This is a genomic window from Lysobacter brunescens (assembly GCF_042677005.1).
Taxonomy (GTDB): domain Bacteria; phylum Pseudomonadota; class Gammaproteobacteria; order Xanthomonadales; family Xanthomonadaceae; genus Lysobacter_I; species Lysobacter_I brunescens.
On record NZ_JBHTIF010000005.1, the window covers coordinates 189,722 to 214,465 of the forward strand.

A 24,744-nucleotide genomic window follows, 5' to 3' on the forward strand; every position below is an offset into this window, starting at 1 on the left:
GCAACCTAAAAATTGACTAAAACCGTAATCGACTGACACATCCGACTGGGCATCCGCTCGACGCAATGATTAGAAATCATGGACCAATTGGCAGATTCACTAAATCCAAATCGATTGACGAAAGGAGGTTCGCTTGAACGAGCACAAATCGCTCTGGATCAAGCAATTGCGGAGAATCAACGCCAGCATATTTTTTGAACGTCTCACCAATTTTCTTTTGCTTTTTTGCCACCTTCCTTTGCTCGCCGTGATCCACGTCGTGCTGAAGATCAGTTCTGAGAAGGTTCACGTCTACAAATGAGACGGGCATTCGATCAGCCAACCTCTGACCAACGCTTTCTCTAAAGAGAAAGTAGAGGTCATCAATGAACGATACATAGGAAGATAGACTATTTATCGGCCGCCCGAGCCTAGTCAGGGCCTGGGCAGTTTTATTAGTCGCTTTGAACAAATCCTCACCATGTATGTGCGCATAGGCCGTGTTGGTTCGCCCGATCTTTGTCGATACGTCTTCAGCAAGTTCCTTCACGCGTTGATTGACACCACTTGCAGCGACCGCAGCCGGGCTGAATGCTTCAGCAATCTTCGTATCGAATAAGAATGCCTTTCGCAGTAGAACCTCGTGGCGCGTCCGCGCCCCCGTCTTGACGTTAGCGTTGATTGATCGCTGAAACCTGATGTAGTCATAGTCTGTTGCCGATTGCCCCAATTCAACCTGCCCAGAAAGTCCATCCAAGAAGTTCGCAACAAACAGCTGAAATTCACTTGCCAGATCATACTTAGGCTTTGTTTCGACTATTCTGCAGGCAAAAGTTATCAGAGACTGAACGATCGTTCGATTTTTAAGCCTTGCATTCTGCTGTGGAAACGCCTTACTGAGAAAATCCAAGGCAGATTTAAGTCGTTTAGCTACAGCCGAGCTTGATGAGAATGACTTCTGAGAAACAAAAACACGTTTAATATCGTCAAAACGAAGGCCAGCGTCGACCCCCTCCACTTCAATCGCCGTGACCTTTGCAACGATATCGAAGTGGGCGAGTCGTGTATTGGGAACGGAAATTGATTCCGAAAAAAATTCGTGCTTCACGAGCTCCTGACAGAAGTCACGCAACTTACTGTGGACCGAGTTCAGTTTCTCGCTACTTGTAAGCGGCAGCCCTTGCTGGAGTCGCTGAAAGAATTCCTTCAACTCCTCCTCAGATGCATCTTCAATCTCGTCATACTCAATCTCAAAATCGTCAAATGCGTCAGACACCTTTGACTTCAGATCTTTATAAAATGGGCCGCCGAAAGTTGCCGTGGACTCATCTGACAGCGCAAGCGTATTAGCAAAGAATTCGTAAATCGCAGTTAATCTCTGCTGCCCATCGACCACCTCAAAATCCTCATCGTTCAACTTCACAAAGTAGAACTTTGGCAGCTTCCATCCACGCAAGACGCTATCGATAAGCGCCTTCTTCCGAGCTTCATCCCATACTTCTCCACGCTGCCATTCCGGAATATCGTATCGGTCGCGCCGCTTGTAGATCTTGTCGAGAGCGCGTCTGCCGGCGGTCATTTTCATGATCTTCTACTCCTGCAATCTAGATGTATCGGTCGCTGAGATTCTGACGTCTTATTCAGCTTACCCCACAATTGACGCATAACACTTTGTCGCATAGCAAGCGCACGGTTGCGCCACAAAGATGGGCCTACGGCACGCGCCCGACAAAGCTAAATGGATGCCCGTCACCATCCCTCCCACTACCTGTCAGATCCAACAGGTTCCCTGCTCTCCACGCACGCCTCACCTGCAGCCTGGGTCGCTGCTTCCGCAGGGATGACGTGACGGGCACGCGTCCGTGCAGTCCGCGTGATTGCACCCTGTCGATCCGGGCGACAAGCACCCCGCCTTTCGCATTTTTTACACACCCCAAAACAACACGGCCCCGCAATCGCGGGGCCGTGCGAGGCATTACGGGTAGTCGCGAGCGCTTATTTGCCCGCAACCACCTTCACCATTTCGAGGCACTTGGTGGAGTAGCCCCATTCGTTGTCGTACCACGAGACGATCTTGACGAAGGTGCCGTCGAGGGCGATGCCGGCTTCGGCGTCGAAGATGGAGGTGCGGGTGTCGCCGCGGAAGTCGGTGGCGACGACCTTGTCTTCGGTGTAGCCAAGCACGCCCTTGAGCGCGCCTTCGGACTGGGCCTTCATTTCGGCGCAGATCTCGGCGTAGGTGGCGGGATTGTCGAGTTCAACCGTCAGGTCGACCACCGACACGTCGGAGGTGGGCACGCGGAACGCCATGCCGGTGAGCTTGCCCTTGAGCTGGGGCAGGACCACGCCGACGGCCTTCGCGGCGCCGGTGCTGGAGGGAATGATGTTTTCGAGGATGCCGCGGCCGCCGCGCCAGTCCTTGTTGGACGGGCCGTCGACGGTCTTCTGCGTGGCGGTGGCGGCGTGGACGGTGGTCATCAGGCCGCGCTTGATGCCCCACTTGTCGTTCAGCACCTTGGCGATCGGCGCGAGGCAGTTGGTGGTGCACGAGGCGTTGGAGACGATCGCTTCGCCGGCGTAGCTGGCGTGGTTCACGCCGTAGACGAACATCGGCGTGTCGTCCTTCGACGGAGCGGAGAGGATGACCTTCTTCGCGCCGGCGGCGAGGTGCTTCTCGGCAGTGGCCTTGTCGAGGAACAGGCCGGTGGATTCGATGACGATGTCGGCGCCGACTTCGTCCCACTTCAGGTTGGCCGGGTCGCGCTCCTGGGTAAGGCGGATGCGCTTGCCGTTGACGATCAGGGTGCTGCCGTCGACCGAGACCTCGCCCTTGAAGCGGCCGTGGACCGAGTCGTAGCGGAGCATGTAGGCCAGGTACTCCGGTTCGAGCAGGTCGTTGATGCCGACGATCTCGATCTCGTCGCCGAAGTTCTGGACGGCGGAACGCAGCACGTTGCGGCCGATGCGGCCGAAGCCGTTGATACCAACCTTGATCGCCATGGGCGGGTTGCTCCTGAGCAGGGGTGAGGACGGGGAAGCCCGGCATTTTAACGGATGCGCCCGCCCCTCGCCGGCCGGCGCCCCGGGAACCTCGTGGCGGACGCAAGGGGTTGATCGACTGGGGTTGATCGACTTTGGCCACGCAGGCGCGGGCCGCTTGCGGCTGCGGGCAGGCAGCCCCACCCCGGCTCCGTCGAGACTCAGAGAAGGAGCGCAACGTCCAGCGCATGGCCCAAGCCACCCCGTCCCACCCCGCAGGGCCCGGTGCTGACCGGGAAAAACCTCGGGTTGTGACGGCGGACAGCCCCGGACCGTACCGGTGGGGATGCAAATTGTTAAGAAATTGATCATCCTCAAACGGCGCCGGAAGCGCGCAGTTCACACTGGCTCCAGTCCAGCGACACCCGACGACACCAGTCCAGACCCCAGTTCACGCCCAGGAGGCATTTCCATGTTCCGTCGTATCGCACCGCTCGCCCTCGCCATCGCCCTCGGTGGCCTCGCCGCCCCCGCATTCGCCCAGCAGGCCGGGGAATGGACCATCAGCGTCGGTGCCCACCAGGTCAATCCCAAGAGCGACAACGGCAAGCTGGCCGGCGGCACCGTGCCGATCGAAGTCGACAGCAACGTCCGCCCGACCATCACCGCCGAATATTTCGTCCGCGACAACCTCGGCATCGAAGTGCTGGCCGCCTGGCCGTTCGAGCACGACATCAACGTCCCGGGCGCCGGCCGCGTCGGCTCCACCAAGCACCTGCCGCCGACCGTGTCGCTGCAGTACCACTTCGGCCAGGGCACGGTGAAGCCGTTCATCGGCGCCGGCGTCAACTACACCCGCTTCTTCAGCACCGAAACGACCGGCATCCTGGCCGGCACCGACCTGGAGCTGGACGACTCGTTCGGCCTGGCCGCGCATGTCGGCGTCGACTTCGAAGTCGGTGAGAAGGGTTCGATCCGCGTCGACGCGCGCTGGATCGACATCGACACCGACGCCAAGCTCAACGGCGTGGACATCGGCACGGTCGAGATCGACCCGCTGGTGTACGGCGTCGCCTACGTCATCAAGTTCTGATCCTGAAGTTCTGATCCTGCGCGCTTCGTTCGATTCGTTCGATCCGCGCAACACCGCGTGACGGGAACATCGCTCCTTCCGTCATGCGCATCACGGGTCATGTCGGTTACCCTCCCGGCATGACCCGTTTCTTTTTCTCCGCCTGCATCGCCGCGACGCTCACCGTCGCCCTGTCACCGCAAGCCCATGCCTGGGGGCCGCTCGGCCACCGGCTCGTCGGCCATCTCGCCCAGTCCCAACTCTCGCCGAAGGCCCGCGCCGAAGTCGCGCGACTGCTGCAAGGCGAAGCCGATCCCACGCTCGCCGGCATCGCCAACTGGGCCGACGAGCTGCGCGGCAACGACCCCGGCCTCGGCCGGCGTTCGTCGCCGTGGCATTACGTGAACCTGGCCGAGGACGGCTGCCGCTACGAAGCCACGCGCGACTGCGAACGCGGCGATTGCGTGGTCGAAGCCATCCGCCGCCAGCGCGCCATCCTGGCCGACCGCACCAAGCCCGATGCCGCACGCGCGCAGGCATTGAAGTTCCTCGTGCATTTCGTCGGCGATGTCCACCAGCCGCTGCACGCCGGCCATGCCGCAAACCGCGGCGGCAACGACATCCAGATCAACCTCGACGGCAAGGGCAGCAACCTGCACCGGCTGTGGGACAGCGAACTGCTCGCCACCGCGCAGTTGTCCGAACCCGAATGGCTGAAGCGACTGCGCGCACTGCCGTCGCCCAGGGACACCGGCACCGAACCCGCGCGCTGGGCCGAAGCCTCCTGCCGCGTCGTGCTGCGCGAAGGCATGGTGCCGCCGCGCGCGAAGCTCGGCCAGGACTACGTGCTGCGCTGGCGTCCGGTCGCCGAGGACCGGCTGCGGTCCGCCGGCCACGCGCTGGCGACGCTGCTCAACGACACGCTGAAGTAATCCGCACGCATCGCGATGCCCGCGCCCGAACTGATCGCCGCCGCGCTGTTCCTGCTGGTCGCGGTGCTGTATTCGTCCGTCGGCCATGCCGGCGCCAGCGGCTACATCGCGGCGATGACCCTGCTCGGCTTCGCGCCGGAGCAGATGCGGCCCACGGCGCTGGCGCTGAACCTGCTGGTCGGCGCGATCGGCCTGTACCGCTTCTGGCGCGGCGGTCACGTGCGCTGGCGCAACATCCTGCCGTTCGTGCTGGCCTCGGCGCCTGCCGCCTATTTCGCAGCGAAGGTGAAACTGCCGGCGGACACGTATTCGACCCTGCTCGGCCTGGTGCTGGTGGTCGCGGCGATCGGCGTGTTCCGTTCCGCGTCGCGTGCGGAAGCGGAGGACGCGGGGGCGCAGGGACGACGCGTGCCGTGGGCGGCGGGGCTGATCGCCGGCGGCGCGATCGGCACGCTGTCCGGACTCACCGGCACCGGCGGCGCGATCTTCCTCACGCCGCTGCTGCTGTTCGCGCACTGGATGCCGACGCGCGAGGCGAGCGGCACCTCGGTGGCCTTCGTGTGGATCAATTCCCTGACCGCGCTGATCGGCCTGCTGCAATCGCAGCAGACGCTGCCGACGATGCTGCCGCTGTGGCTGGGCGCGGTGGCCATCGGCGCGCTGATCGGCACGCAATTGGGCCTGCGCTGGCTGCCGGTGCGCGCGCTGCGCCATTCGCTCGGCGTCGTGCTGCTGATCGCTGCGGGCAAGCTGCTGTTCGGTTGATTCGCCGGGCGATGGGTTCATCGCACCGCCGCCCTGCGACAGGGCGGCGCAGCGTCCAGGGATGACTCAGTTCGCGGTCGGCGTCGGCGCGACAGCTTGCGTGGCTTGCGCTGCTTCGCGGGCCGCCTTCGCAGCGGCGAGCGCGCGCAGCTGGTCGCGCCGGCGTTCGACGCGCTGCTTGATCGCCTCCAGTTCGGCCATGCGTTGCTCCGGGCTCATCGCGGCGAACCGGGCATGCTCGCGTTCGGCGGTCTCGGAATCGACCGTGAAGGCGATGGCCTTCGCAACGCGCGCCGCTTCCTCGGCGTCGCGTGCAGCGGCGGCGGCCCGTGCGGCTTCCTGTGCGGCCGCCTTGCCGGCCTCGGCATCGGTCTTCGCGCGTTCCGCATGGCGCGCGGCCGCAGCCTGCGCCTCGATCGCCACTGCACGTGCCTGCTCGGCTTTCGCGGCCTGCGCACGCGCGGCCTGTTTCGCATGTTCGGCCGAGATCGGCGCCATCGCTGCCGGCGGCGCCGGCGGCGAAGGCGGCTCGGGGGGAGACGGCGGGGCCGGAGGTGCGGGAGGTGCAACGGCCGACACCGGTGCGGGCGGTGCGGGCGGTGCGGGCGGCGCGGGCGGCGACGGGGGCGCCGGCGGCGCGACGGCTGTGGTCGGCAGCGCGTTCAACATCTTGAGGATGTGCGGGGGCGTTCCGCGATCATCGACGCGCATCGACAGTTCGATGCCATCCAGACGGCCATCGGCATCCTGCTTGCCGATGCTCACCGTACCGGGTGTGTCGCGTACCAGAACCAGCCTCGGCTCGCCGATCGATGTGCCGTTCCGCTGCAGCACCAGGGCGACATCGAAACGGTCCGCGCCCTGGCGACGGATGCGGCCGCCGATGGAGAGCTCGTTGCCTCGCCCGTCGCGATACCTGATGTCCAGGGGCGAATCGAACCGGCCGCCGGCATCGATGCGCGTCGCTGGCTGTTCATCGGTCTTGATGTCGAAGGCGATGGAATAGAGGTCGAGCGCCTGGGCGGATGCCGCAGATGCGGCGGTCGCGGTCGCGGGCGTGGCGACGGCGGGCTGCGCGGGCTGTGCCGGCTGCGCGGACCAGACCGCGAAACCGGTGCCCAGCGCAAGCAGCGCGACAGTGACGGCGCCGATGCGCCGCGTCCACGGACGCGGCATCGGGGATGTGAGTTGCATGACTCGCTCCTTCATGGGATGGGAGAACCCCCAGTGACAGCCCAGCGGCGCCTGCCGGTCTGCCATGAGGGTCTTGAGCATCGCTTCGCCGTACGCGCGTCGCGAATCGGGGTGTGCCGCGATCACCGCCTGGTCGCAGGCGAGTTCCTGATCGTGGCGAAAGGATCGGGCCGCCAGGTGCACCAGCGGGTTGAACCAGAACACGCAGCGCAGCGCGGCCACGGCGAAGTTCGCCAGGTGGTCGCCGCGCCGCCGGTGCGTGCGTTCGTGCGCGAGCATCAGCTGGCGCTCGCGGGCGTCGTAGCGCAGCTGGAAATCGTCGGGCAGCACGATGCGCGCGCGCACCACGCCCAGCAGCGCGGGCAAGCCGAGGCTGGCCTGCGCCTTCCACAGGTCGTCGCGCAGCGGACGCAAGCGGCCGAGGCCGCGCTCGAAGCGACGCTGCAGCCACCACAGGCGCAGCGCCATCGCCAGCGCGCCGAGCAGCCACAGCGCGGCGAGCCAGGGCGTCGGATCGAACGTCGCCACCGGCGCCACCGTCGTGGTCGCGGCAGCGACCGGCATCGCCATCGGCATGACGGGCGCTTCCGGCAACTCCGCGACCGGCGCCGGCAGCAGCAACGCCAGCAACGATGCCGGCACCAGCCACCAGGCGGCGTAGGCGACGCCGGCGCCGAAGCGCGGGCGCAGCCAGCGGGACAACAGGAAGGCGAGGACGACGGCGAGGCTCAGCGCCAGCGTCGCGCCACCAAAGGCATCGAGGAGATCAACGCGGCTCATCGTGACCCTCCAGGCTGTCGACCAGCCTGCGCAGTTCCGCCACGTCGGCGGCGCTGAGCTTGCGGTGCTCGCTGAAGTGCGCGACCAGCGGTGCGACGCGGCCATCGAACAGGCGCGCGAGCAGGCTTTCGCTCTCGCCCATCACCCAGTCCTCGCGGCGCAGCTTCGGCGAATAGAGATAGCGGCGACCATCCTTCTCGGCCTCGATCGCGCCCTTGTTGAGCAGGCGGTTGAGCAGGGTCTTCACCGTGGCTTCCTGCCAGTCCTGGCGGCCGGCGAGCGCGGCGAACACCTCCTCCGAGGTCTGCGGGCTGCGCTGCCACAGCACTTCCATCACGGCGGATTCGGCTTCGCTGATCTGCATGGTCGTCCCGGGATCGTTTACGCGTGTAATTGAATTGCAGATTACACGCGTAAACGATCGAGTCAATACCGCTCGTCGGCGGCCATCGGTCCGGCCCGTCGGCGCGCGCTTTTGACCGGACGCAGGACGCCACCGGCGAAGTCCGCGATGATGTCGGCATGGACCCGCAGACCACCCCGCCCCGCCTCGACAGCCTCGACGACGCCGTCGAGACCCTTCTCGCCAGCATCGACGGCCCGCTGCGCGTCGCGGCGCCGCTGGGCATCGGCAAGCCGCACCGGCTGCTCAACGCCCTGTACGCGCGCTGCGAATGCGACCCGTCGCGACCGCTGCACCTGTACACCGCGCTGTCGCTGGACCCGCCGTCACCGGCCAACGACCTGCAGCGACGCTTCCTCGCGCCCTTCCTGTCGCGCCACTTCGGCGACGACTTCCCCCGGCTGCAGTACGTGACGGCGATCCGCCGCGACGCGCTGCCGGCGCACATCGAGGTGGAGGAGTTCTACATGCAGTCCGGCGCGATGCTGCGTTCGCGCCAGGCGCAGCGCCGCTACGCCAGCCTCAACTACACCCACGTCGCACGCGCCGTGGCCGATCGCGGCGCGAACGTGTTCGTGCAGAAGGTGGCCTCGAACGCCGATGGCAGCCGCCTGTCGCTGTCGTCGAACACCGACCTGACCTTCGATGCGGTCGACGCGATCGTCGCGCGCGGGCTGCCGCGGCCGCTGCTGGTCGCGGAAATCGATCCGGAATTGCCGTGGATCGAGAACGGCGCGTCGGTCGACGCGTCCTACTTCGACCTGGTGGTCACGCCGCCGGGACCGTATCCGAAGCTGTTCGCGCTGCCGCGCCAGCCGGTGGCCGATGCCGAGTACGCGATCGGTTTCCATGCCAGCACGCTGGTGCGCGACGGCGGCACGCTGCAGATCGGCATCGGCGCGCTGGCCGATGCGCTGTCGCATGCGCTGGTGCTGCGCCACACCGACAACGCGACGTACCGGCGCGTGCTGCAGGCGCTGGATCCCGAGATCGAGCGCCATCCGGCGGTGATCGCCAGCGGCGGACTGGGCCCGTTCGAGCAGGGCCTGTACGGCTGCAGCGAGATGATCAACGAAGGCTTCCGCGCGCTGGTGCAGGCGGGGGTGATCCGGCGCAAGGTCGTGGACGACGAAGCGCTGATGCGGCGCGTCGGCGACGGCAGCGCCAGCGAGGCCGACCTCGCACGGCTCGATCGCGAAGGCGAATACCTGCACGGCGCCTTCTACCTCGGTTCGCACGATTTCTACGACTGGCTGCGCACCCTCGACGAGGACGCGCGGCGCAGCATCGGCATGCGCCGCGTGAGCGAGGTGAACGAGCTGTACGGCGGACGCGAATCGCTGGAACGCGTGCAGCGCCGCGAGTCGCGCTTCTTCAACACCTGCATGATGGCCACCGCGCTGGGCGCGGCGGTGTCGGACGCGCTGGCCGACGGCCGCGTGGTGTCCGGCGTGGGCGGCCAGTACAACTTCGTGGCGATGGCACATGCCCTGCCCTGCGCGCGCTCGGCGCTGATGCTGCGCGCCACGCGCGAGGAGCCGGGGCTGCCGGCGATCTCCAGCATCCTGTGGAACTACGGGCACACCACCATCCCGCGCCACCTGCGCGACCTGTATGTCAGCGAGTACGGCATCGCCGACCTGCGCGGCGCCTGCGACGAGGACTGCGTGCGGACGATGGCCGGGATCGCGGACGCGCGTTTCCAGGCGGCCCTGCTGCGCACCGCGCACGAACACGGCAAGGTCGACAGCCCGGCACCCGATCCGCGCGCGCTGGCGCACAACACGCCGGAGCGCCTGCGCGCCGCGCTCGCGCCGTTCCGCGCCGACGGCACCCTGCCCGACTATCCGCTGGGCAGCGATTTCACGCCGGTGGAACAGCGCCTGGTGAAGGCGCTGGGCTGGCTGAAGGCGAATACCGCCACGCGCGGCGCGAAGCTGAAGACGATCGCACGGGCGCTGTTCGCGGAGAAAGCAGCATCGCCGGAGGACATCGAAGCCCTGGCCCGCATGGGTTACGCCTCGCCCACGGGCATGGGCGAGGCGCTGTACGCGAAGCTGGTGGCGCTGGCACTGCGATCCGTGCGTTGATGCACATGGCGCACGCTCCCGATCATGGGCACGTCATCGATGTGGCATCGCGAGAGCGACACCGACAACGTATTACCAACCACTGCCTCCGCCGCCACCACCACCACCACCGCTGCTGCCGTTGCCAGTCGGCGCCGGATCGGGGTTTCGCGGTTGCTTCGGCCTGGGCGTCTTCGACGTGCGGTTGGCATCGTTCGGATCGGTGATCGCGGAAGCCGTGGGCTGGCAAGGCTCGATCACCTCCGCGCCGCGATACGAGGACACCGCCGCGAGGCAGTCGGCTTCCGAGTCGGCGGCGATGGGCAGCATCTGCGGTGCGACGCCGCCATCGTCGTAGGCGATGAGCGCGGTCCATTGCGGACCGGTGGCGAACGTTGCCGGCACCGTCGCGGCGGATGCGGCGATCACCGCCAGGGCGAGAATGTGTTTCATGGCATGACCTGTGAGGGTGGAAGAAGATCGGCCGCTTCCCTGCGGCCCGGCACACGCCGAAGGCGCGTCAGTAGGCGTCGAACCAGCACCAGTCCACGACCGTGACGCCGGGCGTGCCGGTGAGGCTGGCCAGCTGGCCTTCGCAGTAGACCTGCGAGTCGGCGGTGATGTTGATGTAGCTGTACGACGACACGGTGCCGTCGGGGCGCGTGGTCACGTTCACGTAGCGGACCTTCGCGCGCCAGACGCCGGGCACGTAGGGCGTCGGGCCGACCGGATCGAGGGTGCCGGCGCCGATCCGGGCAGCGGAGGCCGGTGCGGACGCGGCGGCGATCGACAAGGTGAGGACGAGGGCGGCGAGGATGGACTTCATCGGGACTCCTGGAAAGCTGCCGTGGTCGGAGGCGTGCGGCGACGACACCCGGACGGCAGGCGGGGCGACGATGCGTTCGGAGCGAACCTGCCTGCGATGCAGGGCGGCACCGGATCAGGCTAGGGACGGCGGCGCGCCGCAGACAGTGCGAAGCGGGGGCATCCGCGGGGCGTCGGCAGGGCGTTTTCCGAAGCGTCCGACGCGCCACCGACACCGGATCGAACGGAAGATCAAGCACTTGGCGCGGATTTCACCCCATGTTCTCCCCGACGCGCGGTGACCCGGCAACCCGGCATGGTCCTAGACTGTGGGTCCACAACGCTCACCGGATCGAGAGACCATGCGCCACGTTTCCCCTCTGTCGTTCCTGCTCTGCCTGCTGGCCGCATCGACGGCCTCCGCGCACGACACCGTGCCCAAGACCTGGTGTCCGACGGGGACCCAGCAGGTGGTCCTCCGGCAGTTCTCGTTCAGCGAACGGCAGCTGGTCGAGTACCGCAACCAGCGCCTGGCCGACGGCTCGGTGCTGGGCAGCGCCTGCAACACCCTCAAGACCTGCGGGATCATCGACGAGTGGTACTGGGCGAACCAGATGGCGCACGAGTTCGCGCTGGGCAGCCTGCTGCGCACGACCACCTCGCTGAGCGAGTCGCCGATGCCGGTGGTGAGATCGCCCCTCACCTTCAATCTCAACGTCGACCTGAAACCGGTCAACGGCATCCTCGACCACCATGACCAGTACCGCTTCAGCCAGGGGCTGGCCGGCGATGTCGTGGCGTGCCGCGCGATCGCGACACCGTTGCCGTCCGGCACGCAGGTCAGGACGCGCTGATCGCGCGGCCAGCGGGAACCGGCGCCGGCATGCGCCCGGCGGGGGACGATCAGACCAGCGCGTTGCGCCGGGTGTAGGCCAGCACCGCGTCGACCTGGCGCTGCAGGCGCTCGCGCACTTCGGGCTCCATCGCGCAGTGTTCCAGCACGTAGTAGCCGGTGCGCACCACGTCGCGCCAACGCGGGTTCTGCGGCAGGCGCGCGAGGCCGAGATAGCGTTCCATGGCGCGGGCGCGGACGCGACCGTCGTCGACCGCGACGCGCCAGATGCGGCTCTTCTCGGCCAGTTCCAGGCGCCCGGTGCCGGTGGCGCGCTCCCAGGCTTCGAGGGAAGACAGCATCAGTTCGACGAGTGAGCGGCGGAACTCCTCGCGGACGCGGGAGTCGTGCATCGATGCGCCTTCTGAGGCAGCCGTGTCCACGGCCTCGTCCGGTTCGGTCGATGCCTCACGCTCGGGCGCTGCGGGAGTAGGTGGCGCATCGATCGTTTCGGCGTTCGCGGGCACGGACAGTTCGCAGACGATCAGGCCGTCGCCCTGCGGCCACTGGCTGAGCCGGGCGCGCAGGCGCCGGGCATCGTCGAGAACCAGGTCGAGCTGCTGGTCCGTCGCATCTTCCATGCGCTCGAGTGCGGCGCGCAGCGGATCGCCCTCGCCGCTCGGCAAGCGTTCCGACAGCGGCGCGCCGACGAGCCCACGGGATTCGACGCAGAGCGCGATGCACGCGGCGCGGTTCGCGGCCAGCACCACGCCTTCGGCATCGAGCAGGCAGACCGCATCCTCGCGACTGTCGAGCAAGGCCTGCAGCAGTTGCCGGTCCTCGGCCAGCGCACTGGTTTCGCGGCGGTAGCGCACCAGCGCTTCCTCCTTGCGCGCCAGCCGCGCCGCTTCGACCAGGCGCTCGCGCTGGCGCCTGCGCTGCAGCATCAGCCAGCCGCCGAGCATCGTCGCCACCGCGATCGCCACGGTCAGCCACAGCAGCAGGGTGCGCTGGCGGACTTCGGCCTGGCGTCGCTGGTTGTCGCTTTCGAGCCGGGCGATGGTGCGGTCGCGCTCCGCGGTCTCGAACATCGTCCGCAGCCAGCCCAGTTCGGTGTCGTACTTGGCCTTGGCGGATTTCTGCGCCAACGCATGCGCGCGGCGCAGGGTGTCGAGCGCGGCGACGCGATCGCCCAACGCTTCCTGCGCCTGGGCCAGTTCCTGCAGCAGTTCGACATGCTCGGTTTCGTATTCGCCGACGTTCGGCAGGGCGCTGCGCAGGCGCACGACCGCAGCCGAGGGATCGCCGGAGACCCGATCCAGCCGCGCCACCTGCCACTGGAACACCGCTGGCAGCGGGTCCGCGTACGATGCCGCCACGGCGAGTCCGGACGCCTTCCAGCGCTGCGCGGCGGCGATGTCGCCCTGCGCGAGCGCGGCCTGGATCAGGCGGCCGGTTGCGCGCAGTTCGTATTCGTGCGGACCGGTCTCGCGATAGATCGCCAGCGCGTCCTGCAGCGAGCCTGCCGCTTCGCGCGGCCGGCCCTTGGCCATTTCGACCACGGCCATGCTCTCCAGCACATGCGCCGACTGCCTGCGGTTGCCGTCGTCGAGGTAGATCCGACGGGCCTCGCGGTAGTAGCGAAGCGCGTCGTCGTGATCGCCCCGTTCGCGGTAGACGTCGGCGATGTTGTTGTACAGGCTCGCGCTGACCTTGCCTTGCGCGCGCTGCATGTCGAGGCTGCGCATGAACGCGCGCAGTGCGCCCTGGTAGTCGCCGAGACGGCGCAGCGTGGTGCCGATGGCATTGATGTCGCTGGCGATGGCCTCCCGATCCTCGGCCGCCCGGGCCAGCGACAGCGCGCATTCCAGGTGCGCCCTGGCTTCCGGCATCTTGTCCAGGACATAGGACAGATTGCCGCGCTCGCGGACCAGCGCATGACGCGCGCTCGCGGCGCCCTGCCCTGCCAGCACCGACTCCGCGCAATCCAGCGCCTCTTCGGCCGCCGCATGGTCCTCCGCCTTGCGACGCGATTTCGCCAGCACCACCAGGGCCTCCGCACGCTGGTCGGCGCTCGCGTCCGCAGCCAGGCGCAGACCCGACAGGCTCTGGCAGGCGGCCGGATCCGGCAAGGCGCGCGCCGGCATCGCATCGCAGCGCACATCCCCGGCGTCGGCAGCGAGCGCGGCACCGGGAACGGCGCAGAGTGCCGTCCACAGCAATGCCAGCGTCGGAAACAGGGGGCAGCGGCTCATTGCGATCGAGTGTACCCGAAGGCCGGGACGCCTCCGCGCCATCGCGGGCGCGCGGGGAAACGACAGAAAGCCGGGCGGACATTGCGTCCGCCCGGCCGTGCCGGCCATCCCTGGCCAACGTCCCTGTCATCCTCCCGGCATCGGGATCAGTACACCTCGATCTCGTTGATCCGCACCGTGCCCGGTTCCTCGAAAGGTCCCTGGAACACGAGCACGCGCAGCTTCGAAGTCTGGAACTGGTTCGGCATGAACGTGTGTTCCATCAGGCTGTCGGTATTGCCGCGCACGATGGCGACCTTCACCCACACGCTGCCGTTCCAGTATTCGATGTCGTAGTCGAGCGGACCATTGCCCCATCCCGCATCGCTGTGGATCTTCATGCTGGTCACGGGCACCGGTGCGGTCCAGCGCAGTTCCAGCCACTGCGGTGCAGCAGCGGTGATCCACGCGCTGTTCATCCAGGCGGTGGTCAGGTTGCTGTCGCGGACGAACTTCGGCGAATTGCAGGTGAGCTGCGAACCGTCGGTGATGCGCATCGTCGTGCGCTTGCGCGCGGCGATCAGCGGGGCAGCGCTGAGGTCGCAGTACGTGCTGGACGCGTAGGCGGTCGCCGTCGGCGCCTTGTTGACCGGAATGAAGACGATGCTGGCAGCCTTGGTGGTCGTGCGGCCGCTGCCGAAGACGCGGCCGTGCGCGTCACGGAACGCCGTCAGGCTGAGGTTGGCATTGCCCTGCGTGCTCCAGGTGTGGCTGGCCGTGGCGGGCGCGCCGGTGTGGCCACTGATCGCGCCATCGCCCCAGTTCATCGAGTAGTCGACCGCATCGGCATACGGCCAGCACGGACGCATGCGCAGCTTGAAGTTGACCGGCGTGTTCTGCGGGAAGATCGCGTTCGTCCCGAGGTCGCCCATGACCCGCGTGCGCTCGATCATCGGCGTCAACGCACTGCCGCTGTCGAGCAGCCAGAAGCCGATGTGGTACTTCTGCGATTGCCAGATCGTGCCCTGCCAGGCACTGGTGAAGAAGGTGTCGGCCTTGCCGGTGATGGCGAGCTGCCAGTCGAGGTCGAAGGTCAACGCGTTGACCGTTTCGAAGGTGCCGTCCTGGTTCGCATCGCCGCAGGTGTTGCCGTAATAGCCCCACAAGTCACCGTGCAGCAGGCCGCGCACGCCGACCTGGGCATAGGCGACGCTTTCGCTGTACAGGTAGCCGCGCACGCCGACGTCGGCATACACGGTGGGCTTGACGCGAACGGAGGCGCCGAGCCCGACCGGGTTGCTCACCGGATTCGTCTGGGTCTGCACGATGTTGTTCCAGCCCGTGCAGTTGTTGGTCGTGCACAGGTAATCGAAGCTGCCGGACAGGCGATGACCCGCGCGGTACTGCAGCTGCGCCGTTGCGCTGGCTTCGAGCTTGGCGCCGACCGTGATCGGCAGGTTGAAACCGATGTACACCGGGATCGGGCCGATCCAGAAGCTGAATCCACCGAGGTTCGGCTTGGCGATCTGGTAGTCGAACAGGTTCGGGTTCGCGTAGTTGATCGTGCCGTTGAGGGTGATCTCCTCGTCCAGCGACAGGTTGCCGGTGGCGCGCACGTGGCCCATGCGGACACCGTACGGGATGCAGACCCAGAACACCTTGGTCCGCTTCAGGTTGACCTGGACCTGGCCGATCGCGTTCACGCTGCTCGAACCGGTGACCGACACGGTGCCGGTGAAGCCATTGCCCAGGTTGGTCGAGTGGCTCAGCGGCGTCGCGAACTGGAACGTCTTGCTGCGGCTGTAGGTCTTGTCGCTGCAGCTGCCGAAGGGGCCGCGGGCGTTCGGATCGGATTCGAGCGTATCCAGCTTCGAATAGGCGATCAGCGCATCGGTCGGTTCGCCCAGTTCCAGCGACTTCTGGATCTCGTCCATGATCGGTGCGTTCAGTGCGAAGGTGACGTCCTCGCCTTTCTCCGCAGCGGCCAGCTCGGTGATCAGCTCCTCGCGGATCTGCTCGGGGATCGGCGCCAGCGCGACGCCCCGCTCGCCGGTGATCTGGTAGATCTCGGTGCTGAAGTCCTTGCCCGTGTCGTCGTCCATCGCCGTGATGGTCGTGCGCCTCCAGCCGAGGGCGGGATCGCCCTCTTCCTTGGGATCATCCACGGTTTCGCCTGCGGCCCTCAGCTGCCTTGCCTCGGGTCCTGCGGCCTGGGCCTGCAGCGCGGTGATCCCCAGCAGGGCGATCGCCACTGCGCAGGTGGTGTGCGCGAAATGCCTGCGCCACGACCTTCGGGGGATGGGTAATGCCAGTGTCATGGTGCGTCTCCTGTGCGTCATGAACGGATGCAGCAAACGGAAACCCGGCGGGCGCTGCGGCGATGCCGCGCGCAGCCCGCCGGGAGTGGCGCGCGACGGCTTACCAGTCCGGGTTCTCGATCGACTGGCAGGCTTCGCGGACCAGGCGGCGGTAGGACGTGGTCGAGCCGTAGTCGATGCGCTGCACGTCGCAGGCGCTGCCGTTGGAGATCACGCGGACGCCGGCTTCCTGGGTCATCGCGGCGTTGGTGTAGTACTGCCAGTACAGGATTTCGTTCTCGCCGCCGGCCGGCAGCGCGATCGCCGAGATGGCGTAGACGGAACCGGCGAGCAGTGCGCCGAGGGCGAGCATGGATTTCTTGGGCTTCATCGGGAGTGATCCTGTTGCAGAGGGCTGGGCCGGGGCTGCCGGCGATCGTCCGGGGAGGCCATGCATGCGGCCTCGCCGGTGGTGGGTCGGCATGTCGCCGGCCCTCGACCACGGTAGGCATCGCGTCTCGCTGCGGTAAGGACGAAGCCGGGCCACGCCGGGAACGAATCGGGACATCAGGTGGCACGGCCGCTGTCGGCGCATCGGGCCGGCGGCGCAGCGAAGCGCGGCAGGTGGCTCGCCAGGCGGCTCGTCAGGCGTGATCGCCAAGGCAGGGGCGCGCACTTGGCCGGACAAGGCCGACAATCCATTGTAAATCAATGCTTTGCGCCCGTTCGTTCCCGGTTTGTTCCACCAAAATGGCTGGCGGACGATCGCGAAGGGCGCATAAGCTGCCGCCTCCCCCGTGACACGAGAAGCGCCCGCATGTCATTCGCACCTCGCAGAAGCCTCCCCGTCTGGTTCGCCTGCCTGCTGGCGGCTTCGAGTGCGTCCGCCCACGAGACCCTGCCGGAGACCTGGTGCGTGGAGGCGGGCACGACGCCGGTCATCGTGAACAAGTTCGACTTCGACGGCCCGGCCCTGCGTTCGTTGGTCGACAAGTGCGGGATCATCGAAGCGATCAAGCCGCAGGACGACTGGACGGCGGTCGCCGGCACCCTGGGCATGTACTGTGCGACCCAGGACGGCGGCAAGAACCTGGACACGCCGATGCCGTTCATCACCGGCCCGGACGAATACGCCGCGAAAGACCACCACGAGACCTACCGCATCGACCAGGGTGTCGCAGGCAGCTGCGTCGTCTGCGTACGACTCAAGCCCAAGCGCTGAGGGCCGGCACGCCGCCACCGGCGCCCAGCGCCGTGGCATCACATCACGGCATCACATCACACGGCGTCACACCATGGCGTCGCGGCGGGTATAGGCCAGCACCGCATCCACCTGCGCCTGGAGCTGGATGCGGACGTCCTCGCGCATCGTCGTGCACTGCCCCAGGACGAAATAGGCGGTCCGCAGCACGTCGCGCCAGCGGGGGTTGCGCGGCAGCTTCGCCAGGCTGAGGTAGCGTTCCATCGCGCGGGCACGCAGGCGGCCATCGTCGATGTTGACCCGCCAGATCCGGCTCTTCTCGGCCAGTTCGATGCGATTGCTCGCGGTCGCGCTTTCCCAGGCCTCGACCGCGCCGAGCATCAGGGCCACCAGGTCGCGGCGGAATGCATCGCGCATCTCCGCATCGCGCGCGGGCGCATCCACAATCTCGCCGAGCGCTTCCAGGCGCGCCGTCCCGGCCTCGCCTTGCACGGAAGCGGTCTCCGGGCCCGGGGCATCCGGCTCCGACAATTCCAGCACCAGGCGGCCACTGCCGCCGCTCCAGGGCGTCATCCGCGCGCGCAGCACGGTACGGTGCACGCTCATCGCCTCGATGGTGCAGGACGCGCTGTCTTCCAGGCGTTCGAGCACGTCATCGAAGCCGGCCTCGCCGATCGCTTCGAGGCAGGACGACACCGGCCGCCCGACCAGCGCCTCGCCCTCCTCGCCGATCAGGCGACACGCCGCACGATTGGCAGCCAGCACGATCCCGTCCGCATCCAGCAGGCAGGCGGCCTCTTCGCGCGTGTCGAGCAGCGTCTGCAGCAGCGCGCGGTCTTCGGCCAGGGCATCGGCCTCGCGCCGGTAACGGTCGAGTTCCTGCTCCCAGCGGACCCTGCGCGCCTCGGCGATCAATCGCCGCCGCTGCCGTCGCCGCTCCATCACCAGCCATGCGCACAGCCCGAGGGCGAGCACGGACACCACGACGCCCCACAGCTGCAGGGTGCGGATGCGGTTGCGCTGTTCCAGCGCCGCGATCACCCGATCGCGCTCGGCGGTCTCGAAGCGGATCCGCAGCCATTCGAGCTGGCGGTCGCGCTGCGCACGGGACACCGCATCGGCTTCGACGCGGGCGCGGCGCAGGCTGTCGTTCGCATCGGCATGGCGACCGGCGTCGATCTGCGCGGCCGCCAGCTCTTCCCACAGCCCGACCCGATCCGGGTCATGCTCGGCCGAGGCCGCGAGCGCCTCGCGCGCCCGCGCGGCCGCCTGGTCCGGCGCACCGGACAGACGTTCGGTGCGGATGATCTGCAACTGCAGGCCCAGCGGCAGCGGCAGGTCGCGCTCCGAGGCGATCGCCAGCGCGGCCCGGGTCCAGTCCCGGGCCGCGGCGAGGTCGCCACGCGCAAGCGCCGCCCGGGTCAGACCGTCGTGGACGCGGAGTTCGCCGACGCGGCTCTCCTGCTCGCGGTAGGTGGCCAGCGCCTCCTTCAGCCAGGTCTCGGCGCGCGCGGCATCGCCCAAGTCGAGTGCCTGCTCAGCCATCGATTCCAGCACGTGCGCTGCCTGCAGGGTCACGCCCTTGGCGCGGAACGCCGCGAGGGCCTCGCCGTAGAGGCGCATCGCCGAGACGGGGTCTTCCAGCTCGCGATGGACGTCGGCCAGGTTGTTGTAGACCGCCCCTCCGACATCGCCGGTCATCCGCTTGAGTTCGAGGCTGCGGGTCAGCGCACGCAGGGCGCCCTGGTAATCGCCCAGCCGTCGCAGGGCCACCCCGACATTGTTCAGGTCGCGCGCTTCGTCCTTGTGCACACCGCGCGCCTTCGCCAGCGCCGCCGCGCACTCGAAATGGCGCAGGGCCTGGGGGGTGCGTTCGCGCCGGAACTCCAGGTTGCCGTGGCTTCGCATCAGTTCGTTGCGCAGGGACGGGTCGTCGCCGCCCACCACTTCGGCACAGGCCAGCGCGCGGAGCGCGGTGTCGAACCGACCGGCTTCGATCCGTTCCCCCGCCTTTTCGACCAGGGCCCGGAAAGCGGGCTCTGCGGGCGACACCGGCAAGGCAACACCGGCTTGCCTGAGGCAGAGGCCGGGATCGGCCGGCAGTTGCTGCGACAACGGCGCGGCACAGCCTGCGGACGTGTTCGCATGGGCGTCGTGCAGCCATCCCGGCAGGACGATCAGCACGAGGAGGGCGGAACAAAAGGGTCTGATCATCCGCGCCAAGTGTAAGACAGCCGGCAGGCCTGGACCCCGGCTGCCACCTCTGGCGGTGGATCCGTCGGGGTTCACCTCGACCCGGACCGCAAGATCAATGACTTGCACGGATTGTTCCCCGATTTGTCCCCGGGATTGTGGACGGATCTCGATGGACCATGGTGCGTCCCGCACCTAAGCTGGCGCCCTCCTCCGTACCGACAGACTTCGCCATGCGCCCGATCCCGGCCCTTTCCATGCTGTGCCTCCCGCTGCTGTTCGCCGCCGCCCTGCCGGCGACGGTCCGCGCCCACGAGACCATGCCCGCCAACTGGTGCACGAACCCGGACGCCAAGCCGCAGATCGTCGCGACCTTCAACTTCAGCCGCCAGGAGCTGCGGGCGATGGCCCGCCAGGTCGAACTGACCCTGGGGCCGGAGGGGCTGATCGCCGAAGGCCTGGCCGAACGCGAAGCGGACGGCCGCTGCGGGATCGTCGACCGCTGGAACATGGCCACCTACATCGCCCAGCACTACTGCGGCGCGGCCGGCGGCAACCCCGATGTGATCATCAACATCACCGCGCCGTCGGCCTACAACTCGCCGCAGCACCACACCGCCTTCAACTACGAGAACGGGCTGCAGGGTTCCTGCGCGGTCTGCACGGTCTCGGAGTGAACCCGGCCCTGCCCGGTCGCGATGCGCAAGGACCGGTTCGCCGGTCCCGTCGCGCCGATCCGGGCACTCATCCCAGCGCGTCGCGCCGGGTCATCGCCAGGATGCCGTCGATGCGCTGCTGCAGCGCGTCGCGCATCTCCGGCGCCAGCTTCTCGCAGTGGCCCAGCACGTAGTACGCCGAGCGCAGCACGTCGCGCCAGCGCGGGTTCTGCGGCAAGCGCGACAAGCCGAGATAACGCTCCATCGCGCGGGCGCGCAGCCGCCCGTCGTCGATGCCGACGCGCCAGATCCGGCTGCGTTCGGCCAGTTCGATGCGGTTGAGCCCGGTGCTGCTCTCCCAGGCATCGACCACGGCAAGCATGAGTTCGACCAGTTCGCGGCGGAAACGCTCGCGGCCGGCGTCGGCCGGAGGTGAGGACGGCGGGGTCTCGCACGCTTCGACCGGAACCGGGGCGTCTGCCTCCAGCGCCAGCACCACCAGGCCATCCCCGTGCTCCCACGGCCGCAGTTCGACACGCAGCGCCTCTCCGTCCACGCCCAGCGGCAGGCGCAGCGACTGGTGCTGGGCATCCTCCATGCGATCCAGCGATTGCCGGAACGCGAGTGCGTGCTCGCCGGACAGCCGCTCCGGCAGCGAGGACACGTTCTCCGCGCCGGGCGCGACGCCGAGCAGCGCGCACGCCGCGCGGTTGATCGCCAGCGTGCGGCCTTCGGCATCGAGCAGGGCCAGCGCTTCCTCGCGGCTGTCGAGCAGCGCCTGCAGCAGGCGGCGATCTTCGGCCAGCGCATCCGCCTCGCGGCGGTAATGCGCCAGCGCTTCCTCGTAGCGCGCACGACGCGCGGCTTCGGCGAGTCGCGCGAGCTGCTGGCGGCGCAGGAAATACAGGCTCAGCAGCGACAGCGCGGCGATCGCAGACACCGCGGTGAGCCAGAGCATCAGCGTGCGTCGGCGATTCTCGGCCTCGACCTCGGCGATGCGCCGGCGCGATTCGTTGAGGTTGAAGCGCGCGTTCGACCACGCCAGGCCGCGATCGCGCTGCGCGCGCAGGTCCGCGACCTCGCGCGCATGCGCATCGCGCAGCGCGGCCAGCGCTTCGGCGCCGCGCCCCATCTCTTCCAGTGCCTGCGCCGTCTCGCGCAGCAAGGCCGCCTGCATGCCGGGGGCGTCCGGGCGCGCGGCCAGCGCTTCGCGCAGGCGTGCGAGCGCGACCTCGCGTCGTCCCGACAGGCGATCCACGCGCGCGGCTTCCAGTTGCAGTTCCGCCGGCACCGGCAAGGCATGCGCCGATGCCAGCGCGAGGCCTTCGTCGACATGCGCGCGCGCGGCAGGCAGGTCGTCGGCGGCGATCGACGCGCGCGCCAGTCCGGCGAGCAGCATCAACTGGTAGCGGCGCGCGCCGTCGTGGCCCGGCTCCTGCGCGCGCAGTTCACGGAGTCCGTCGCGCAGCAGCGCACCGGCCGCAGCGGCATCGCCGCGTTCCAGCGCGATCTCGCTCAGGCTGTCGTGGACATGCGCGGCCTGGATCGCATCACCCGAGGCACGGAACGCGCGCAGGGCGTCGCGATAGTAGCGCTCGGCATCGTCCGCCTGCTCCATGTCGCGGTAGACATCGGCGATGTTGTTGAGCACCGGCCCGGTGGCCGGGTCGCCGGCTTCGCGCTGCATGCGCAGACTGCGCGACAGCGCCTGCATCGCGCCGGCATAGTCGCCGATCCGGCGCAGGCTGCTGCCGATGTTCTTCCACTGCTTCGACGACGCGGCGCGATCGCCGAGCGCGTCGGCGAGGCCCTGCGCGCACTCGAAGCGCGCCAGCGCTTCGGCAGGACGATCGCGGCTGTAGTCGAGGATGCCGGCGCGGCGCACCAGTTCGTAATGCGCGCGGACATCCCCGGCGGACAGCACGTGGCCGGCCGCGCAGCCGAGCGCGCGCTCCGCGCCGGCCAGGTCGTCGGCCGCGCGCAGCGCATCCACCCGGGCGAACCAGTCCCCCGGTGCACGCGCTTCGCAACGCGCCGGCACGACCGGCGCGAAGGCCTGACGCACGCAGTCGACCGGCGCAGCGGCGTGCGCGGCGGACACGCCGGCGAGCGCGCACGCCAGCGCGAGGCTGCCCGCGCCGACACGGATGCAGGCAGCCCGCCTCATGCGCATGCCACGCGCGACCGGCGCCACGGGACGAGGGGCCGGATCAGCCCAGCGAACGCGCCGCCGCCACCACCGCGTCGACGGTGATGCCGAAGTGCGGATACAGCTTCTCGGCCGGGGCCGAGGCGCCGTAGGTGTCGATGCCGATCACCTCGCCGTCCAGGCCGACGTACTTGCGCCAGAAATCGCGCACGCCCGCTTCGACGGCGACGCGCTTGCGGCAGGCCTTGGGCAGCACGGATTCGCGGTAGGCAGCATCCTGGCGGTCGAACACGTCGGTCGAGGGCATCGACACCACGCGCGCGCCGTCGCCGAGCTGTTCGGCGGCCTGCATGGCGAGGCCCACTTCCGAACCGGTGGCGATCAGGATGAATTCCGGCGCGCCGACGCTGTCCTTCAGCACGTAGCCGCCACGACGGATGTCGGCGACCTGTGCTTCGCTGCGCGCCTGGTGCGGCAGGTTCTGGCGCGAGAAGATCAGGCAGGACGGGCCGTCCTTGCGCTCGATCGCGGCGCGCCAGCACACCGCCGATTCGACCGCGTCGCAGGGACGCCACACGTCGTTGTCGGGGATGTAGCGCAGCGAAGCGAGGTGCTCGACCGGCTGGTGGGTCGGGCCGTCTTCGCCGAGGCCGATGGAATCGTGCGTGTAGACGTGGATCGCCTGCGCGCCCATCAGCGCGCTCATGCGCACCGCATTGCGCGCGTAATCGCTGAACACCAGGAAGGTGGCGTCGTACGGCAGGAAACCACCGTGCAGGGCCAGGCCATTGCTGATCGCGGTCATCGCGAATTCGCGCACGCCGTAATAGACGTAGTTCGCGTCCGGATCGCTGCCGGCGACCGACTTGCTGCCCTTCCACAGGGTCAGGTTGGAATGCGCGAGATCGGCGGAACCACCGACCAGTTCCGGCAGCAACGGCGCGAAGGTTTCGATCGCCATCTGCGAAGCCTTGCGCGAGGCCACGACCGGGCCCTCGGCCTGCAGCTTGGCGATGTAGGCATCGGCGTTCGCGGCGAAATCGGCGGACAATTCGCCGGCGAGGCGGCGATTGAACTCGGCGGCGGCCTCGGGATGCGCGGCAGCGTAGCGGTCGAACAGGTTCGCCCAGGCGTGTTCGTTCGTCGTGCCGGCCTCGCGCGCCGACCAGGCCTTGGCGACGGCCTGCGGGATCTCGAACGGCGCATGCGGCCAGTGCAGTGCGGCGCGGGTCGCGGCGACTTCGTCCTTGCCCAGCGGTGCGCCGTGCGAGGACTCCTTGCCAGCCTTCGCTGGCGAACCGAAACCGATCGTGGTGCGGCAGCAGATCAGCACCGGCTTGTCCGAACCCAGCGCGCTGTCGATCGCGCCCTTGATCGCAACCGGGTCATGGCCATCGACGCCGCGCACGACGTTCCAGCCGTAGGCCTCGAAGCGCGCCGGGGTGTCGTCGGTGAACCAGCCCTGCACCTGGCCATCGATGGAGATGTTGTTGTCGTCCCAGAACGCGATCAGCTTGTTGAGCTTCCAGGTGCCGGCCAGCGACGCGGCTTCGTGCGAGACGCCTTCCATCAGGCAGCCGTCGCCCATGAACACCCAGGTGCGGTGGTCGACGATGTCGTAGCCGGGACGGTTGAAGCGCTGCGCCAGCAGCTTCTCCGCGAGCGCGAAACCGACGGCGTTGGCGAAGCCCTGGCCGAGCGGACCGGTGGTGGTCTCCACGCCCGGGGTCATGTGGTTCTCGGGATGTCCGGCGGTCTTCGAGCCGAGCTGGCGGAAGTTCTTCAGCTCGTCGATCGACAGGTCGTAGCCGGCGAGGTGCAGCAGGCCGTACTGCAGCATCGAGCCATGCCCGTTCGACAGCACGAAGCGGTCGCGGTTGGCCCAGTGCGGGTTGTTCGGGTTGTGGCGGTAGTAGTCGTTCCAGAGCACTTCGGCGATGTCGGCCATGCCCATGGGCATGCCGGGATGGCCGGAGTTGGCGGCCTGGACGGCGTCGATGGCGAGGAAACGGAGGGCGTTGGCGAGGTCGCGGCGGCTGGGCGTCGTCATGGGAAGCGGGATGGAGGTCGGCGGCGCCCGGCGGTTCGCGGGCCGCCCATTGTCCCATCCCGGGCCCCCGGAGGGCCAACATCGCCGACGGACGTGCGGCGAAAAGGCAGGAGGGCCTTCAGGCCCGAGCTTTTCCCTCCGAGAAGCTCGGGCCT

At 68.0% G+C, this 24,744-nt stretch carries 19 protein-coding genes; 7 read left to right on the top strand and 12 right to left on the bottom strand.

All coding sequences use genetic code 11. The features are described from left to right. Positions 1-76: 76 nt before the first annotated feature. The gene (locus ACFQ0E_RS17830; protein WP_386826138.1) at positions 77-1,564 is read right to left on the bottom strand and encodes a DUF262 domain-containing protein; all 1,488 of its coding nucleotides are present in this window, start codon (positions 1,562-1,564) and stop codon (positions 77-79) included. A gap of 410 nt (positions 1,565-1,974) precedes the next feature. After that, positions 1,975-2,979: a type I glyceraldehyde-3-phosphate dehydrogenase gene (gene gap, locus ACFQ0E_RS17835; protein WP_386826140.1), complete on the bottom strand. Its 1,005-nt coding sequence runs from the start codon at positions 2,977-2,979 to the stop codon at positions 1,975-1,977. A 451-nt stretch (positions 2,980-3,430) separates the two neighbouring features. Between gap and ACFQ0E_RS17840 the strand changes: the two genes are divergently transcribed. The 3 genes from ACFQ0E_RS17840 (at position 3,431) to ACFQ0E_RS17850 (ending at position 5,727) form a co-directional block, all read left to right on the top strand. Further along, positions 3,431-4,051 carry an OmpW/AlkL family protein gene (locus ACFQ0E_RS17840; protein ID WP_386826142.1) on the top strand — a complete coding sequence of 207 codons (621 nt, stop codon included), beginning with the start codon at positions 3,431-3,433 and terminating at the stop codon, positions 4,049-4,051. Between the two features lie 119 nt (positions 4,052-4,170). Further along, positions 4,171-4,962 (top strand): S1/P1 nuclease, encoded by a 792-nt coding sequence (locus ACFQ0E_RS17845; protein WP_386826144.1) that lies wholly within the window; start codon positions 4,171-4,173, stop codon positions 4,960-4,962. A gap of 15 nt (positions 4,963-4,977) precedes the next feature. Next, positions 4,978-5,727, top strand: coding sequence for a sulfite exporter TauE/SafE family protein (locus ACFQ0E_RS17850; protein WP_386826146.1), 750 nt, complete (start codon positions 4,978-4,980; stop codon positions 5,725-5,727). A gap of 66 nt (positions 5,728-5,793) precedes the next feature. Here the strand turns inward: ACFQ0E_RS17850 and ACFQ0E_RS17855 are convergent, their stop codons facing one another. Further along, entirely contained in the window at positions 5,794-7,701 is a 1,908-nt protein-coding gene (locus tag ACFQ0E_RS17855) for a M56 family metallopeptidase (RefSeq protein ID WP_386826148.1), read from the bottom strand. Further along, a complete protein-coding gene (locus ACFQ0E_RS17860) occupies positions 7,688-8,065 on the bottom strand; it encodes a BlaI/MecI/CopY family transcriptional regulator (protein ID WP_386826150.1) in 378 nt (125 codons plus the stop codon). The genes ACFQ0E_RS17855 and ACFQ0E_RS17860 overlap by 14 nt, the downstream gene beginning before the upstream one ends. A 158-nt stretch (positions 8,066-8,223) precedes the next feature. On the opposite strand from ACFQ0E_RS17860, the gene ACFQ0E_RS17865 reads away from it, so the two are divergent. Further along, positions 8,224-10,194: an acetyl-CoA hydrolase/transferase C-terminal domain-containing protein gene (locus ACFQ0E_RS17865; RefSeq protein ID WP_386826151.1), complete on the top strand. Its 1,971-nt coding sequence runs from the start codon at positions 8,224-8,226 to the stop codon at positions 10,192-10,194. Positions 10,195-10,266: 72 nt separating this feature from the next. On the opposite strand, the gene ACFQ0E_RS17870 is transcribed toward ACFQ0E_RS17865, so the two are convergent. Both ACFQ0E_RS17870 and ACFQ0E_RS17875 read right to left on the bottom strand, forming a co-directional pair. After that, complete coding sequence (locus ACFQ0E_RS17870) at positions 10,267-10,626, bottom strand: hypothetical protein (protein ID WP_386826153.1); 360 nt, start codon at positions 10,624-10,626, stop codon at positions 10,267-10,269. A 67-nt stretch (positions 10,627-10,693) separates the two neighbouring features. Then, on the bottom strand, positions 10,694-10,999 hold the full coding sequence (locus ACFQ0E_RS17875) for a hypothetical protein (RefSeq protein ID WP_386826154.1): 306 nt from the start codon (positions 10,997-10,999) through the stop codon (positions 10,694-10,696). A 340-nt stretch (positions 11,000-11,339) separates the two neighbouring features. On the opposite strand from ACFQ0E_RS17875, the gene ACFQ0E_RS17880 reads away from it, so the two are divergent. After that, positions 11,340-11,831, top strand: coding sequence for a hypothetical protein (locus ACFQ0E_RS17880; protein ID WP_386826156.1), 492 nt, complete (start codon positions 11,340-11,342; stop codon positions 11,829-11,831). Between the two features lie 49 nt (positions 11,832-11,880). Here the strand turns inward: ACFQ0E_RS17880 and ACFQ0E_RS17885 are convergent, their stop codons facing one another. The 3 genes from ACFQ0E_RS17885 to ACFQ0E_RS17895 form a co-directional block, all read right to left on the bottom strand. Then, positions 11,881-14,064, bottom strand: a complete 2,184-nt coding sequence (locus tag ACFQ0E_RS17885) for a tetratricopeptide repeat protein (RefSeq protein ID WP_386826158.1) — start codon at positions 14,062-14,064, stop codon at positions 11,881-11,883. Positions 14,065-14,210: 146 nt separating this feature from the next. Next, complete coding sequence (locus tag ACFQ0E_RS17890) at positions 14,211-16,361, bottom strand: hypothetical protein (protein ID WP_386826160.1); 2,151 nt, start codon at positions 16,359-16,361, stop codon at positions 14,211-14,213. Between the two features lie 100 nt (positions 16,362-16,461). Continuing rightward, positions 16,462-16,731, bottom strand: coding sequence for a hypothetical protein (locus ACFQ0E_RS17895; RefSeq protein WP_386826162.1), 270 nt, complete (start codon positions 16,729-16,731; stop codon positions 16,462-16,464). Between the two features lie 426 nt (positions 16,732-17,157). Between ACFQ0E_RS17895 and ACFQ0E_RS17900 the strand changes: the two genes are divergently transcribed. After that, positions 17,158-17,562 carry a hypothetical protein gene (locus ACFQ0E_RS17900; RefSeq protein WP_386826163.1) on the top strand — a complete coding sequence of 135 codons (405 nt, stop codon included), beginning with the start codon at positions 17,158-17,160 and terminating at the stop codon, positions 17,560-17,562. Positions 17,563-17,628: 66 nt separating this feature from the next. On the opposite strand, the gene ACFQ0E_RS17905 is transcribed toward ACFQ0E_RS17900, so the two are convergent. Next, positions 17,629-19,755 (bottom strand): tetratricopeptide repeat protein, encoded by a 2,127-nt coding sequence (locus ACFQ0E_RS17905; RefSeq protein ID WP_386826165.1) that lies wholly within the window; start codon positions 19,753-19,755, stop codon positions 17,629-17,631. A gap of 212 nt (positions 19,756-19,967) precedes the next feature. On the opposite strand from ACFQ0E_RS17905, the gene ACFQ0E_RS17910 reads away from it, so the two are divergent. After that, complete coding sequence (locus ACFQ0E_RS17910) at positions 19,968-20,411, top strand: hypothetical protein (protein WP_386826167.1); 444 nt, start codon at positions 19,968-19,970, stop codon at positions 20,409-20,411. A 67-nt stretch (positions 20,412-20,478) separates the two neighbouring features. Here the strand turns inward: ACFQ0E_RS17910 and ACFQ0E_RS17915 are convergent, their stop codons facing one another. Next, positions 20,479-22,557: a tetratricopeptide repeat protein gene (locus ACFQ0E_RS17915; protein ID WP_386826169.1), complete on the bottom strand. Its 2,079-nt coding sequence runs from the start codon at positions 22,555-22,557 to the stop codon at positions 20,479-20,481. Positions 22,558-22,600: 43 nt separating this feature from the next. Then, positions 22,601-24,589, bottom strand: a complete 1,989-nt coding sequence (tkt, locus tag ACFQ0E_RS17920) for a transketolase (RefSeq protein WP_386826171.1) — start codon at positions 24,587-24,589, stop codon at positions 22,601-22,603. Positions 24,590-24,744 lie beyond the last annotated feature (155 nt).